16 protein-coding genes and 3 pseudogenes are annotated in these 13,952 nt (G+C 33.7%); 7 read left to right on the top strand and 12 right to left on the bottom strand.

The features are described from left to right. On the bottom strand, window positions 1-320 hold a 320-nt coding region (locus tag BAQ49_RS29835; protein WP_131802737.1), incomplete at its 3' end, for a collagen-like triple helix repeat-containing protein. A gap of 407 nt (window positions 321-727) precedes the next feature. Between BAQ49_RS29835 and BAQ49_RS32615 the strand changes: the two are divergent. Both BAQ49_RS32615 and BAQ49_RS29840 read left to right on the top strand, forming a co-directional pair. Beyond that, a pseudogene (locus tag BAQ49_RS32615) lies at window positions 728-979 on the top strand (ABC transporter substrate-binding protein); the annotation flags it as partial. Window positions 980-988: 9 nt separating this feature from the next. Beyond that, window positions 989-1,348: pseudogene (locus BAQ49_RS29840) on the top strand (FecCD family ABC transporter permease); the annotation flags it as partial. 35 nt (window positions 1,349-1,383) lie between these two features. On the opposite strand, the gene BAQ49_RS29845 reads toward BAQ49_RS29840, so the two are convergent. After that, entirely contained in the window at window positions 1,384-2,052 is a 669-nt protein-coding gene (locus BAQ49_RS29845; protein WP_071748235.1) for a septation ring formation regulator EzrA, read from the bottom strand. Beyond that, complete coding sequence (locus tag BAQ49_RS29850) at window positions 2,049-2,600, bottom strand: sigma-70 family RNA polymerase sigma factor (RefSeq protein ID WP_071748385.1); 552 nt, start codon at window positions 2,598-2,600, stop codon at window positions 2,049-2,051. Before BAQ49_RS29850 ends, BAQ49_RS29845 begins: the two co-directional genes overlap by 4 nt. A gap of 208 nt (window positions 2,601-2,808) precedes the next feature. Here BAQ49_RS29850 and BAQ49_RS29855 point away from each other — a divergent pair, with 208 nt between their 5' ends. After that, window positions 2,809-3,312 (top strand): DinB family protein, encoded by a 504-nt coding sequence (locus BAQ49_RS29855; protein WP_071748236.1) that lies wholly within the window; start codon window positions 2,809-2,811, stop codon window positions 3,310-3,312. A 138-nt stretch (window positions 3,313-3,450) separates the two neighbouring features. Continuing rightward, window positions 3,451-3,783 carry a YfjL-like protein gene (locus BAQ49_RS29860; protein WP_071748237.1) on the top strand — a complete coding sequence of 111 codons (333 nt, stop codon included), beginning with the start codon at window positions 3,451-3,453 and terminating at the stop codon, window positions 3,781-3,783. 63 nt (window positions 3,784-3,846) lie between these two features. On the opposite strand, the gene BAQ49_RS29865 is transcribed toward BAQ49_RS29860, so the two are convergent. The 6 genes from BAQ49_RS29865 to BAQ49_RS29890 all read right to left on the bottom strand — a co-directional run bounded on the left by BAQ49_RS29865 (window position 3,847) and on the right by BAQ49_RS29890 (window position 8,864). Then, window positions 3,847-4,542: an ABC transporter permease gene (locus tag BAQ49_RS29865; RefSeq protein WP_071748238.1), complete on the bottom strand. Its 696-nt coding sequence runs from the start codon at window positions 4,540-4,542 to the stop codon at window positions 3,847-3,849. 24 nt (window positions 4,543-4,566) lie between these two features. Beyond that, window positions 4,567-5,442: a DUF4097 family beta strand repeat-containing protein gene (locus BAQ49_RS29870; RefSeq protein WP_071748239.1), complete on the bottom strand. Its 876-nt coding sequence runs from the start codon at window positions 5,440-5,442 to the stop codon at window positions 4,567-4,569. Between the two features lie 30 nt (window positions 5,443-5,472). Next, window positions 5,473-6,171, bottom strand: a complete 699-nt coding sequence (locus BAQ49_RS29875) for an ABC transporter permease (RefSeq protein WP_071748240.1) — start codon at window positions 6,169-6,171, stop codon at window positions 5,473-5,475. 14 nt (window positions 6,172-6,185) lie between these two features. Next, window positions 6,186-7,109 (bottom strand): ABC transporter ATP-binding protein, encoded by a 924-nt coding sequence (locus BAQ49_RS29880; RefSeq protein WP_071748241.1) that lies wholly within the window; start codon window positions 7,107-7,109, stop codon window positions 6,186-6,188. Window positions 7,110-7,234: 125 nt separating this feature from the next. After that, window positions 7,235-8,170 carry a HAMP domain-containing histidine kinase gene (locus tag BAQ49_RS29885; RefSeq protein WP_071748242.1) on the bottom strand — a complete coding sequence of 312 codons (936 nt, stop codon included), beginning with the start codon at window positions 8,168-8,170 and terminating at the stop codon, window positions 7,235-7,237. A 1-nt stretch (window position 8,171) separates the two neighbouring features. After that, entirely contained in the window at window positions 8,172-8,864 is a 693-nt protein-coding gene (locus BAQ49_RS29890) for a response regulator transcription factor (protein WP_071748243.1), read from the bottom strand. 169 nt (window positions 8,865-9,033) lie between these two features. On the opposite strand from BAQ49_RS29890, the gene BAQ49_RS33205 reads away from it, so the two are divergent. Further along, the gene (locus BAQ49_RS33205; RefSeq protein WP_071748244.1) at window positions 9,034-9,207 is read left to right on the top strand and encodes a hypothetical protein; all 174 of its coding nucleotides are present in this window, start codon (window positions 9,034-9,036) and stop codon (window positions 9,205-9,207) included. Continuing rightward, window positions 9,208-9,402: a YwbE family protein gene (locus BAQ49_RS29900; protein ID WP_071748245.1), complete on the top strand. Its 195-nt coding sequence runs from the start codon at window positions 9,208-9,210 to the stop codon at window positions 9,400-9,402. It begins immediately after the preceding gene. Window positions 9,403-9,441: 39 nt separating this feature from the next. Here the strand turns inward: BAQ49_RS29900 and BAQ49_RS29905 are convergent, their stop codons facing one another. Then, a complete protein-coding gene (locus BAQ49_RS29905; protein WP_071748246.1) occupies window positions 9,442-10,641 on the bottom strand; it encodes a class I SAM-dependent rRNA methyltransferase in 1,200 nt (399 codons plus the stop codon). Between the two features lie 90 nt (window positions 10,642-10,731). Then, window positions 10,732-12,515 (bottom strand): annotated as a pseudogene (locus BAQ49_RS29910) (cation:proton antiporter). A gap of 259 nt (window positions 12,516-12,774) precedes the next feature. On the opposite strand from BAQ49_RS29910, the gene isdG reads away from it, so the two are divergent. Then, window positions 12,775-13,098, top strand: a complete 324-nt coding sequence (gene isdG, locus BAQ49_RS29915) for a heme oxygenase (RefSeq protein ID WP_000587825.1) — start codon at window positions 12,775-12,777, stop codon at window positions 13,096-13,098. Window positions 13,099-13,171: 73 nt separating this feature from the next. Here isdG and srtB read toward each other — a convergent pair whose 3' ends face one another. Further along, on the bottom strand, window positions 13,172-13,936 hold the full coding sequence (gene srtB / locus BAQ49_RS29920) for a class B sortase (protein WP_071748247.1): 765 nt from the start codon (window positions 13,934-13,936) through the stop codon (window positions 13,172-13,174). Between the last annotated feature and the right edge of the window lie 16 nt (window positions 13,937-13,952).

Here is a 13,952-nt window from a genome sequence, read left to right on the forward strand (position 1 = left end):
GAACCCGTCACTCCCGTTGAGCCCGTTGCTCCTGTCACTCCCGTCGGACCCGTTGCTCCCGTTACTCCTGTTGCTCCCGTTGGACCCGTTGCTCCTGTTGAGCCCGTTGCTCCCGTTACTCCTGTCGCTCCCGTTGCTCCTGTTGAACCTGTCGCTCCCGTTGGACCTGTTGCTCCCGTTGCTCCTGTTGCTCCCGTTGGACCTGTTGGCCCAAGCTTAGGAACTGTCCCATCGCAACTAAAACAGCACGAATCAACATGTAAACCATTTTGATTATTACATCCACAATATCCATTTGCATTATTACTCCATAAAGACATGTTGACCCTCCTTCGTGTTCAATCGTTTAAGTACAGCCCACTAATTAAAAATATCTTTCTAATATAAATCAGTTTTTATTTTCCTTATCAACTACCCGCTCTGGAACAAACCTTTTATAAACAAAGTTTTTTTCCTTACATTCTAATAAATATTACATGCAATACGCTCTCCTTTCGCTTGTACTTTCGCCTTCCTCATTAAAGGAATTTCAGCTCCTTCAACTTTGATACACGTATGCATTTTAATATGACATATTAAAATCTATATAAATCGTTATTTTTAGTCTAAATTCCCAAAAAATATTGACACTTAAAATGCCCTCATAGTATGATTTGGATGTTTTAATTGATAATGATTTTCACCATCGTACATATTGCAAATAAAACATTTTATTTTTGGGCAGAAGATGAAGAAAATTATCGGTATTTTCATAGCAGTTCTTCTATTCGATGTTGGATGTGGTCAGCAAAAAGAGGAGAAAAAAGAAACAAAAGCGGACAATAAAAATCAAGCTATAGCAATTAAACACGCTGAAGGGGAAACGAAGTTAGATAAACCAGCGAAAAAAGTTGTTGTACTTGAGTGGGTATATTCAGAAGACTTATTAGCACTTGGTGTTCAGCCAGTAGGGATGGCAGACATTAAGAATTATAATAAAATGAAATAACTCGACGTTCTTGTGCTTGGCGATGATTTAGCAACCGGACTCGGGCAGCCTGTAAATAAAACGCATCTTGCTCTAATTGTGTTAGTGACACTACTTGCATCAATTAATATTGCTGCTGTCGGTACTATCGCCTTTTTAGGCCTTGTTGCACCGCACTTAGCGCGAATCGTTGTTGGCATGAATCATCAAAGACTATTCGTTTGTTCAGCACTGTTTGGAGCAATCCTTCTTTCCGTTGCTGACTTACTCGGACGAACGATTGCATATCCGAAGGAAATTCCTTCTGGGCTTGTTGTTGCTGTACTTGGAGCACCGTATTTCTTATGGTTGATGAGGAAGAGTGGGAAGAAGGTTAGTTAAAAGACGGCTTCATATATGTGAAGCCGTCTTTTTTATTATGGCATAAAATTAATATAAGCTTTGTACATAAAGTATATAACAAGTGAGTACATGATTATATTAAACACACTTCGTTTTAAAGTTAACCGTCTCTTTAATTTCTTATCCTGTAACCTTAGTTCTATTCCGTTTGCTATTTTCAATCTACCTACTATTTGAAATAACTCTCTGTAATCATCAGCATTTCCCAATAATACGTATTCCTTATCATTTTTATACTTTATATGCAGAAACTCACTTCCACCTTTACGGACTAATATTGTTTTCATATAAGCTACTTCATTCAATACACATACTTTTAAATCAACTTCATTATAATAACGATCCATAAAAAACATATACAACCGTTTATTTGTAACGATTAACACATTATTAATACCGAAGTTCATTGCAAGAACGCCTACCCCTAAGCTCATCGCTGTTCCTGTCTGCCAATTTTTCACGCGAGGATTTTCAGCAAACATACTATATAAAATCTCTTCGCTTCCCTGTAACTCTTCTTGTACAACCTCATAACAACGTTTCATTAAAATTGTTTTTGTTACAACTTCTTTTGTACGATCTATTTTCTTTTTATCTATTTTCTCATCATTTCTATAATCATCTACAAAATTATCGCTATACTGCAAGTTATTTAATTCCTGAAGTAACTTTTCTTTATTCATTTCTTTTCCCCCCCCAACATCTTCTTCAATTTTTTTCTCCCTCTTGAAAGCCTGCTATATACCGTATCTCGTGTCATACCGAATTCAAGCGCTATTTCTTGTACGCTATATTCATCTAAATACCTTTTTATAAAAATTTTCTTATCTTCTTCATTCAATTCTTTAATTAAAACGTAAAAATTATAATCTCGCTCTTCTTTTGTTAAATTGACATTTTTTCTATCTTCATATATTTCTTGCTGAAACTCTTGTAATTGATAAGCCTTATTACTTTTTCGTTTATAATCAATGGCTTTAAATTTAGCGACAGATATAAGCCAGTTTCTAAATTTCCCACGATTTTCATCATAACTACTAATGTTGTACCAAACGATTAATAAAATATCATCAACACATTCGTCCACTAACACCTTACTCTGTGCCGTATCTAAAACACTATGAACCACCTTATAAATTAAATCCCCATATCGATCAATTGCTGTATGTAATGCTAACATATCTTGCTTTCGAAGACCTTCTACTATTTCTATATCCTTCACCCTTATCACCACTCTTTATCCCATTCTTTATCCCATTCTTTATCCCATTCTTTATTCATTATATATACGAATGAATACATTCGTTTTCTGACACTTTTACAAATATTTTCTAATTATTTTCATATTGTAGCAATGCTTAATTAATTATTTCTTGTGGAACAGGGATTATATTATCTCTCACGAATTTAATCTATGAACAAAAATAGGAGGGATAACAATGTACCAAACAATTGAAGGCTTCTTACAATCATGGACATACGAGGCTGAGTCTACTCAAAAGATGCTCGATACATTAACAGATGAATCTTTATCACAAGAAATTGCACCTGGGCACTGGACGTTAGGGAGAGTCGCTTGGCATATCGTTACAGCACTTCCTGTTATGCTATCTGGTACAGGGCTTAAGTTTGAAGGGGAAACGAAAGATTATCCTGTTCCAACTTCAGCAAAAACAATTGCAGATGGGTATCGTAAAGTAAATGCGGCTTTTGTTGAAGCACTTCAAAGCGAATGGACTAATAAAGACTTAACTACTATTAATGATTTCTTTGGTCGCCCTATGCCGAATTCTATATTTTTAATGACGCTCATTAATCATCAAAATCACCACCGCGGACAAATGACAGTTTTAATGCGCCAAGCTGGCTTAACAGTTCCTGGCGTATATGGTCCTGCAAAAGAAGAATGGGCTGCGGCTGGAATGGAAGCTCCTAAAATGTAACTACAGAAAAAGACAAGGTGTTTACAAACCTTGTCTTTTTCTGTAACTTGTTTCATGTGAAACTATTTTCTATTAAATGGTTGTTTTATGGAAAAAACACGTTAAAATGAATACATATTATAAGGAGGCGCAACCAAATTGAATACAAAAAATAAAAAAATAGTTATGGGAACTATTTTACTAACTTCTATTATTGGAGTTATTAGTGTATCTCTTTATTTCACATATTATGGTACCCCTTTGGAAAAACAAACAGCAATTACGGAATCAAAAGAATATATTACAAAATACTTTAATCTAGATGTGGAAGTCAAAAATACTTCTTACGATGCTAAAATGGATAGCTATGCGGTCTCCTTTGAAACAAGTGGAGACGGAGAATTTACTATCGAATATAAAAGTCCTAATAACTTTAACATTTCTCCAGGAGTGCAAGAGTATTTGAGTAAACACTACAAATTTACAGAATAGTAACAAAGCATACATATACAAAAAAAGAGTTGGTGTAACGCCAACTCTTTTTTCTTATTCTTGTCACGCTGTTACATCTTCCCTCTCTATATTTTTAATTCCGTAATATGCAATCGCAACTCCAATCACTGCAAATGCTAGTTGAAGGGGAAGAAAGGTCGCTATAGGAAATATTGGTGGGTTATTAATTGCAATTAGTACAACGATAATAGACGAAACAATAGTAGTTGGCACTGAACGTTTACGCATTCCGAAGTATAGAGGAATTAAGCTTATTCCAGCAGTGGCAATGGCTAAAGGAACGAGATTTATCCCTTCTTGAATCAATTGATCTACTGTAAATGGATTAGAAAGAATCGAAAAATAACTATCTACTCCAATGAAAATTCCTACTACAAAAATATTGGATAAAATAACTGTTATGAATGTTAATATTGCTGTAATAGCCAACTTACTAATCATTATTTTCTTTCGATTAATTGGATAAGAAAACATGAGTAATATTGTTTTGTTTTTATATTCATCAATTATTAACTTAGCTATTAGTACAGCACCAAAAATAATAAATGTTGCTCTTACTATTGCACTAGCCATTAACAAAATCGCCTGCGGATCTCTTATTTCTGGATCTCCCTCTATTTGAGAAACGATGCTGACAAAAATCAATAATGCCAGTATAACAAGATTTGCAATTACTGCTCTCTTCACGTACCAGCCAAGTTTAAATTTCTTCAGTTCTAGCTTCATAAGACGTAGCATGATGGTCCTCCTCTCGTTTAAGACTTAATCAATATAAATTGCTCCTGTTTCACTTAAAATCTTCACTTCATTTGTTGCATCACCAATGATTCCTTCTATTATCTTTTCAGTATTCTTGTCTTTCTTCAATCCGTTTACATTCACCATTATGTCATTCGAATTACTTTTAGCTGTAAGTTTCAATGAAGCTGGAACACCTTTATACCTTACGCCAATATCTCCTGACTTTGTTTCTACAAATAATGATTTTCCTTCTGTCATATCTTTCAGTAATACTTCACCGGATGTTGAATTGATGTTCATATTGAAGTTGTTTACATTTGTTATATAGTTATCACCAGTCGTAGACTTTATGTTTAACTCTTGTACTGAACTATCTTTTACAACTAACTCTCCACTTTGCGATATGAATTCGCCTTTCTCTGCCGATAGTCCTAAAATCATTTCATCTCCAGATTTGCCTTTTGTCACGATACTTTTTACTACTATATCGCTTATTTTCACATCACCAGATTTATTATTTAATACAATTTTATCTATTTCTTTCTTCGGAATAGCTATAGATATACTATTTTTCTTCCTAAACGTAAAACCATTAAAAAATCTGATCGCCTTTTGTTTTTGTTTAATCACAATTTTCTTTCCGTCATTTTCTATTTTGACAGGCTCTAAATCGTTATCTACTCTTTGACCTTGAGCAGAAATTACTATTTTGTTACCATCTGTACTTTTAAATTCAATATCCCATTTCTCATTATCCACTTCTATTTCTTTTATATTATTTATCTCAAAAGACTTTTCTTTCTTAAAATCTTTCCCCTGAAATGTCTTAAAACCAAAAACCACACTAGCAATTGTCAGAAATAAAATTGCAATTACTATTTTTTTTTCAACATTCATACCCCAGTTCGTTGTTGTTTTAAACTTACTTTACGCCACATCAACCTTGTCGATTTTACGATATGAAAGATAACTAATAAAAATCCCTAATAAACAGAGCACTATTGGGATAGCTATAAAATTATAAAAACTTACTTGATTGTTTCCAATGTTACTGTTCATTATCATCCCAATTATTACTGCAGAAGTAATCGTTGTCGGTGTCGATTTCTTTCTCATCCCAAAAAATAAAGGAATTAAACTTATACCGGATATCATAAATGCATTTATAAAAGTAGCTGGAACGGTAGCTATTATTTCCCCCATCGTAACAGGCGTTTCAATTACTCCCATCATTGGATTCATAAAAAGTATGAGCAAACTAATAGTGAAAGTAGCAATAATCATGCTCACAAAACAAAAACTAAAAACGATTGTTAATTTCGCCCTCATTAACATTTTCCTTCGCAATGGATACATAAACAATAGTTGCATTGTTTTGTTCTTATACTCATCAATTACTAAACGTGATAAAATGACCGAACTAAAAATAAGAAATGTCATCCTAATAAAGATGTTTGCTAAGGTCATATATTTTGTAAAATCAGTGAGCGCCGCATCTTCTTCCAATTTCGCTCCCAACCCCATAAGACTTACCGCAGCAAAAATTACTATAATACAAATTGCTACACCTTTAAAGTAACTAGATAATTGATGTTTCTTCCATTCGAGCTTCATTAGTTTAAACATATAAGCCACCTCCATTAAGCATGAATGCCTTCTCTATCCATTACATTCAAGAAATATTCTTCTAAGGAGCTATGCTTCTTATTAATACTTTCAATTTCTACATCATTCATAATGAGTGCTTTTGAAATTGCTTGCTGCGTCACCGCCACTTCATAAACACGAATCATGTTTCCACTCATTATTTTGTAATTTTTTATACCGAGTTTATCTTCTAGAATATAAGCTGCACGTTTTACATCAGGAACAGTGATTTCAATGTACTCTGTTTGTTTTCCATTAATACTCTTCATTGAAACTTCTTTTATTAGTTTCCCATTTTGAATAACACCAATTGTATCTGCCATTTGTTCCATTTCGCCTAAAATATGACTAGAAACTAATAAAGTAATGCCATATTCTTTGCAGAGCATTTTAAATAAATCTCGCAATTCTTTAATACCAATTGGATCTAAACCGTTAATTGGTTCATCTAAAATGAGAAGCTCTGGTTTTGTCATGATTGCTCTTGCAATACCGAGTCGTTGTTTCATCCCTAATGAAAAATCTTTTACTTTTTTATTATCAATGCCGTGCAGTTTCACTAAATTTAAAGCATGATCAATTGCATTTTTATCGTAATAGCCCATATATTCACAATGTAATTCTAAGTTTTCCTTTGCTGTTAGCTTCTCATAAAAAACCGGATATTCAATAATTGTTCCCATTCTTTTTAATACTTCATAAGAAGTGTCTGTTAACTTCTCACCGAAAATTTCAATATCACCGCTCGTCGGTTTGATTAAATTTGTGATCATTTTCATAATCGTTGTTTTACCTGCACCGTTCGGTCCTAAGAAACCGTATATCTCTCCTTTTTTCACATGCATGTTAACGCTAGAAATAACTTCTTTTCCTTTAAGCACTTTCGTTAACTGATTCGTTTTTAATATATATGTCATGTCACTGTCTCCTTTCGCACTACTTTATATTTCTATAATAGACAACGAAAATCTCTTTTTTCTTACCCGTTCCTTACAAATTTCTTACGCTGAAAAAAAGCTTGTAGAATCTACTTCTCTACAAGCTAAAACTGCATCTTTGTTAATACAACTGTAAAAATTGTTTTTTCATACGGCCTACTAGAAAGATGAATTTTTCCATCCATCGCTTCCACAAGCCTTTTTGTAATCGTTAATCCTAGACCGCTTCCTTGGTACAATCTATTTCTTGAATCTTCAAGTGTGTACATACGCTCAAACACTTTATCAATATGAGATTCATCAATTCCTTTTCCTGTATCCCATACATCTATATACACACTCGTTTCATCATCTCTTAACGTCATACCGAGTGTCTTTCCATCGTCTCCATATGTAATCGCATTTGATATTAAATTATTCAATACTCTACCTAATACTTCTACATTTCCAAGTGCATATATATTTCTTTCTGGTATATCAATATGAACATGAAAACCTTTCGTCGTCACTAAATCATAAAAAGATAAAATCTTCTCGCGGCAAACTTCATTCATATTTACTTTTGTCATCTCGATTGCCTTGTCACCAGATTCTAATTTCGCCAAATCAAAAAACTTATGAATCAGTTCCATCACTTCCAGCGTTTTCATATGCACCTTTTCAAGTAATATTCGCCGTTCTTCTTCATTTATCGTTTTATCCGCATTTAACATTTCTGTATATCCAAGAATAACGGTTAATGGCGTCTTTAAATCATGTGAAATATTTGAAAGCATTTTTCTCATCGAAATTTCTACTTTCGCATGATCGGCATTCGTTTTCTGTTTTGCATCTAATAATTGATTAATTGCTACTAATAACCTTTGCAATTCTGGATCATCTGTCATAACGAGTAACTTCTCACCTGTTTTTTCATTTACAATACTTTCTAGCTTTTCATATGTGTACCGTAAATTCCCGCTACTGTTTTTTCTCATTTTATATTGTATGTAAATGACACATAACAATATAAAAATAATGCCTATTAACAGATTGACCATATTACATCACTTCCAACTTATAACCGATGCCCCATAGTGTTTTAATATATTCCGGATTAGATGGATCACTTTCAATTTTCTCACGTAATCTTCTCATATGAACATTAATAACATTATCATCACCATAATATTCTTCATTCCAAACAAGCGTATATATTTGTGCTTTCGTAAAAACACGATTTTGATTCTTCACGAATAGCTTTAAAATCTCAAATTCTTTTAAAGTAAGTTTAAGCTGTCTTCCCTTTTTCTCCACAGTAAAATTAATTGGGTCAATTATTAAATCACCAATCTGAATGGCCTCACCTTTCGATTCCACAGCTGAATACTTTGTAGACCTTCGAATAGCGGCTTTTACACGTGCTACCAATTCAATCATAGAAAACGGCTTACAAATGTAATCATCTGCTCCAAGTCCTAACCCAACAGCTTTATCAACATCTGTATCTTTTGCCGACATCATTAAAATCGGCACCGCACTTTTTTCTCGAATGATTCGCACAACCTCTAAGCCATCTAGCTTTGGCATCATAATATCGAGGATAATCAAATCAAATGAACCTTTTAAAAATGCGTTAACGCCTTCTTCTCCATCAGATGCGATTGTAACGTGAAAACCTTCTTTTACTAAATATGTTTCAACCATCTCTTGAATTGAGATGTCATCTTCAACTAATAAAATATGATGTGACATATTTCTATCCCCTTTTTTACAAACATTAACATTTTAATTGTATCGTAACGAAGGAATGCTGGAAAGAATTATATGAATTTTCAAACCAACTTCCCTTCCTTCCTTAACAATGATATGATAAAATTCACTACTATTGTTCATAATTAACTTTATATAAAGGAGACTTATCATGTCAGAAAACAAAAAAGTAAGCTTAGCTGATTTAATGCGCGAACAACTTGCAAAGAAAAAGCAAGGAAATGGAAATGCTGCAAACAATACGAATCAAAGCCAAGCAACGAAAAAATTACAAAACCAACAAACGAAGAAAACAAACAACCAACGTAGACGTACAGGTGTGTAAATGAGCGGACAAAAACGATCTAATATTTCATCAGGTCTTGAAGTTGATATTGTATTAAAACAAGATCAACGTACAGGCAAGCTAACAAGAGGAATTGTAAAAGATATTCTAACTAACTCCCCCTCTCATCCGCACGGTATTAAAGTACGATTGCAGGATGGGCAAGTTGGCAGAGTACAAAATATCGTTCAATAAGAAAAGGAGCTCATTTAAACTTGAGCTCCTTTTTCTGTATTAACCTTTAATTTTCTCGATGAAAACTACTTTTAAATAGTCTCCCTCTTTAAACTGATCAATTGTACGGAAATCTTCTGGTAAAGAATGTTCTTCTAATATTTTATATTTTCCATTCATTTCTTTAAATGCTGTATCGATAAAACCTTTAAACTTTTTCATATCGAACGCGCTACAATTTGTAGAAGCAACGATAATACCGTTATTTTCTGTAATCGCGATTGTTTCTTTTAATAAGTTTTTATAGTCTTTCGCTGCGCTAAATGTATATTTTTTAGAGCGTGCAAAACTTGGAGGATCAAGTACCACCATATCAAATTTCATCTTTTTCTTAGCTGCATATTTGAAATATAAAAATACATCTTCTACAATAATGTCTTGTGCTTCGTAATCAATTTCATTTACACTGAACTGCTCAATCGTTTTACTTAAACTACGATTGGCAAGGTCAACACTTGTTGTTTTACTTGCGCCGCCAAGCGCTGCAAATACAGAGAACACTCCTGTATAAGAGAACATATTTAAAACAGTTCTTCCTTGTGCATATTTATCACGAATTTGTTTTCGAACGTTACGTTGATCTAAAAATACACCAACCATCGCCCCGTCATTTAAATATACAGCAAAGTTTACACCGTTTTCTTTTACGATAAGTGGGAACTCACCGCGCTCTCCTGCTACGAAATCATCATCTTCAATGTATTTCCCTTTCGTATCAAAACGCTTTTTCTCATAGATACCTTTAAAGTTCGATACTTTTTGAAGAGCTGCTACAATTTCATCTCTGAAAGTATAAATCCCCTCACTATACCAGCTCACCACGTAAAAACCGTCATAATAATCGATGATTAAACCGCCAAGACCGTCTCCCTCACCATTTAGGGCACGGAATGCCGTTGTATCCTTTGATTTATAGAACTGCTTTCGTTTATGTAACGCGGATTTGATTTTACTTTCAAAGAAATCCTGATTAATTTGCTCTTTTTCTTTTCTCGTTAAAATCCAGCCATACCCTTTATTTTGTTTTCCATAATAGCCTTTTCCGATAAATTGGTTCTTTTCATCTACTACTTTGATGATTGTTCCTTCTTCACGAACATCATTTAAGTTTTGAATTGCATCTTTTAAAATAAGCGGATATCCACTTTTAATTTCTTTTATAAATTTCGGTTTTATTTTTATAGTTACTTCAGATCGCATGTAATGTCTTCCTTTCCATTTGAATGCTTTCTATTAGTAGGAAGCATATAAAAAAGAGGCTAAAAAACAGCCTCGTTTCACTATACCATATTATTGCTTTGCTAGTACAACTAGCTCATCTCCTGGCATAACTGTTATATATTTATACAATGTCGAAAACGTAAGACTACCGTCATTGTGACGAATCAATAATAGTACATCCTCTGAATAGACCTCTTCTTTATTAATTTTTTGTTCTTTCTCAACTTGTATCGTTTTAAATGTATAACCATCTTCAATCTTTCTATTTAACTCTTCATAAATTTCATTTTTCCCAAACAGTAAATGCGCTTTTTTCGAAAGAGAAATGCGCTCTTGTTCAATTTTTTCCACATCATGAATTGGGAGTAAAAATGTATTATGATGTCCAAACTGCGGAACATACGTATTGGCAACCAATACGTTATATGAATCCGTATCTGTAACTGCAATTAAGTATTCATATTGATTCATATCAACTTCAAATTGCAACTGTTCTGAGAGTATTTGGCCATTATAAGTATTAAGTTCTTTTACTTTCGCACATTGCAAATGTTCTTCTGATACATCTACAATTAAACTCGGAATATTCATCTCTTTACAATGCAACGCAAAAGCAGCTGAGAATGTACTCGCGCCTGAAATTAAAATACCTGGCGGCTCAGTATTCGCCAATCCTAATTTCTTAGCTAAAAACCTAATTGAGAATCCGTGAGCGCAAACTGTCGTAATAACGAGCGCAAATGTAAGTGCCGTTAATATTGAAGCATCTTTATAACCTTCTTGTAATAACTCAGTCGCAAAATAACTAGAAACAGTTAATGCAACAATACCTCGCGGCGCAATCCAACCAACTAAAGCCCGTTCTGATTTTGTTAACTCTGTTCCAATTGTCGATACCCAAATCGATAAAGGACGAACAACAAATAGCATCATAAGTACAAAACTTATAATAGGCCAGCTAAAAATCTCCATAATAGTCGTCCTTGGAAGCGAAGCTGTTAATATGATAAAAACAGTCGACGTTAATAGTACTGAAATATTTTCGTTGAAATGTCGAATATCACCGATAGATGAAATATATTTCTTCATCCGAGCAAGCGTAATCCCCATTACCGTTACGGCTAACATACCTGTTTCATGCATCACTTCATCTGCAATACCGAAACATAATAATACCGTAACGAGCAAAAGCGGCGCCTTTAAATACTCTGGTACTTTTCCTTTTAAAATCATATAGCTCATAAAAATACTACATGCATATCCGAGCACCATTGCGAATAATGAACCAGCAAAGAAATATAGTAACGTATGCAGTTGTACAGTTTCTTTCGTTAAGAAATTTACAATTTGAAAAGCAAATACAGCAAGTAAAGCTCCAAATGGATCAACGATAATCCCTTCCCACTTTAAAATGGCAGCTGTTCTTGGTTTTAATCGCGCTTGACGTAATAACGGAATAATTACCGTTGGACCCGTCACAATGAAAAGTCCTCCAATAATAAATGCAACCGCCCAATCCAATCCAGCGACGAAATGAGCTGCAAGTGATCCAGCAATCCAAGCAATAAACGCACCAACCGTAACAATACGAAATACAGGTTTTGACAATCCTCTCAGTTCACGTATATCTAAACTTAAACTACCTTCAAATAATATAATGGCAACAGAAAGTGATACGAGCGGACTAAAAATATCTCCGAGTACCTCTTTTGGATTAATAATACCGAAAACGGGACCAATTAATAACCCAGCGACGGCCATAACAACTATAGCTGGAAGCGCCATGCAGTCCATTGTGAGGCGATGCCCAGTGTAATAATAATAACGATACTAAGTAAAAGTGATTCGACCATAATATCCTCCTTGTTCATAGTATTGCGACAGCAAAGTATAAACATTCTTTACTTCTACATATTTTCAATTAATTATATTCACATAATATATAACCAAGTTAAATATATAGTCAACACATTCAACAGGAGGAAACCGTACTTACATAAAAAAATATTATCATAATTTAAAATTATCATTGACAATGATAATGATTTTCATTATCATTTAATGTATATGAGTTCTCGAAAATAAAGGCTACATTTATAGGAGGAATAAAACATGATTATTGTTACAAATACAGCTAAAATTACAAAGGGAAATGGACATAAATTAATTGAGCGCTTTAATAAAGTAGGTCAAGTCGAAACGATGCCAGGCTTTTTAGGGTTAGAGGTTCTTTTAACGCAAAATACAGTTGATTATGATGAAGTAACAATTAGCACACGCTGGAATGCAAAAGAAGATTTCCAAGGTTGGACGAAGAGCTCAGCATTTAAAGATGCTCACTCACATCAAGGCGGGATGCCAGAATATATTCTTGATAATAAAATCACTTACTACAATGTTGAAGTTGTACGCATGCCAATGGCTGCAGCACAATAACTTTTGGTTTAATAATTGGTATAGAAGTATGAGAAGTAATGTATCTTCTCAACTTCTATACCTTTTCTTTTTTTCAACTTCTTTTCACCAACTTCGCATGAACGACTAGTCTGCCAGCCTCTGGATCCAGTGCATAATCACACGTAGAAAGTGTTAAAATTTGATCATCCGCTGTCACTTTTGTATCTGTTTTATAGAGTGACCTTTCCTTAATTTTTTCTAGAAAAGATCCATAGTCCTCATCGCTTCCAAAATCCGTTTCAATATAATAGAAATCAGTTGTCGTTGTATATACTGAAAATACTTCTACATCATATCCTTCAAACAAAGTATCGTAATACAATTTGCGATGAGACATAAAGAAATCTTCTTCTAACATTTTTTTAAGACTCCCAAACATAGAACCGTCTTTCATACGATGTCCGTATAAAATTGTATTTCGATTTTGAGATTTCACATCGTTACGATGATCCATAAAAATACTGCCTGCCCTCATATCTTCACCTTTATAATTACGGTATAAATAGTAATCATTATCTTTCGCTTGAACAATCGGATAATTAATTTGCGTATCATCCATCGTAATCCAACCAACTATTTCTGGATTAATTTTTTGTAAAGCTTGAAACTGTGTTCGTATTTCTCCGTCTTTTGCCTTTTCCTCTATCGGACTCCGCTCATAAATTTCTTGCGCTTCAGCCAGTACTTTACGATTTTCATAGTAGTCCATAAAAATACCGCCTAATTCATACATAGAGTAGAAAAAGATACCTAAAAAGACAACTGTAAGTATTCGTTGAAAAAAAGAACTCTTTTTCTTTTCTTTTTTACTACTCAAATTATCACCTCAAAAT

It is taken from the genome of Bacillus proteolyticus (assembly GCF_001884065.1).
Taxonomy (GTDB): Bacteria; Bacillota; Bacilli; order Bacillales; family Bacillaceae_G; genus Bacillus_A; species Bacillus_A proteolyticus.

Coding starts and splice junctions, on each gene's coding strand:
- BAQ49_RS29890 (WP_071748243.1), bottom strand. CDS start 8,864: ATGTCACATCATATTTTATTAGTTGAAGATGACATCTCAATTCAAGAG.
- BAQ49_RS29905 (WP_071748246.1), bottom strand. CDS start 10,641: ATGCGATCTGAAGTAACTATAAAAATAAAACCGAAATTTATAAAAGAA.
- BAQ49_RS33205 (WP_071748244.1), top strand. CDS start 9,034: ATGTCAGAAAACAAAAAAGTAAGCTTAGCTGATTTAATGCGCGAACAA.
- BAQ49_RS29870 (WP_071748239.1), bottom strand. CDS start 5,442: ATGAATGTTGAAAAAAAAATAGTAATTGCAATTTTATTTCTGACAATT.
- BAQ49_RS29880 (WP_071748241.1), bottom strand. CDS start 7,109: ATGACATATATATTAAAAACGAATCAGTTAACGAAAGTGCTTAAAGGA.
- BAQ49_RS29885 (WP_071748242.1), bottom strand. CDS start 8,170: ATGGTCAATCTGTTAATAGGCATTATTTTTATATTGTTATGTGTCATT.
- BAQ49_RS29865 (WP_071748238.1), bottom strand. CDS start 4,542: ATGCTACGTCTTATGAAGCTAGAACTGAAGAAATTTAAACTTGGCTGG.
- BAQ49_RS29855 (WP_071748236.1), top strand. CDS start 2,809: ATGTACCAAACAATTGAAGGCTTCTTACAATCATGGACATACGAGGCT.
- isdG (WP_000587825.1), top strand. CDS start 12,775: ATGATTATTGTTACAAATACAGCTAAAATTACAAAGGGAAATGGACAT.
- BAQ49_RS29875 (WP_071748240.1), bottom strand. CDS start 6,171: ATGTTTAAACTAATGAAGCTCGAATGGAAGAAACATCAATTATCTAGT.
- BAQ49_RS29900 (WP_071748245.1), top strand. CDS start 9,208: ATGAGCGGACAAAAACGATCTAATATTTCATCAGGTCTTGAAGTTGAT.
- BAQ49_RS29845 (WP_071748235.1), bottom strand. CDS start 2,052: ATGAATAAAGAAAAGTTACTTCAGGAATTAAATAACTTGCAGTATAGC.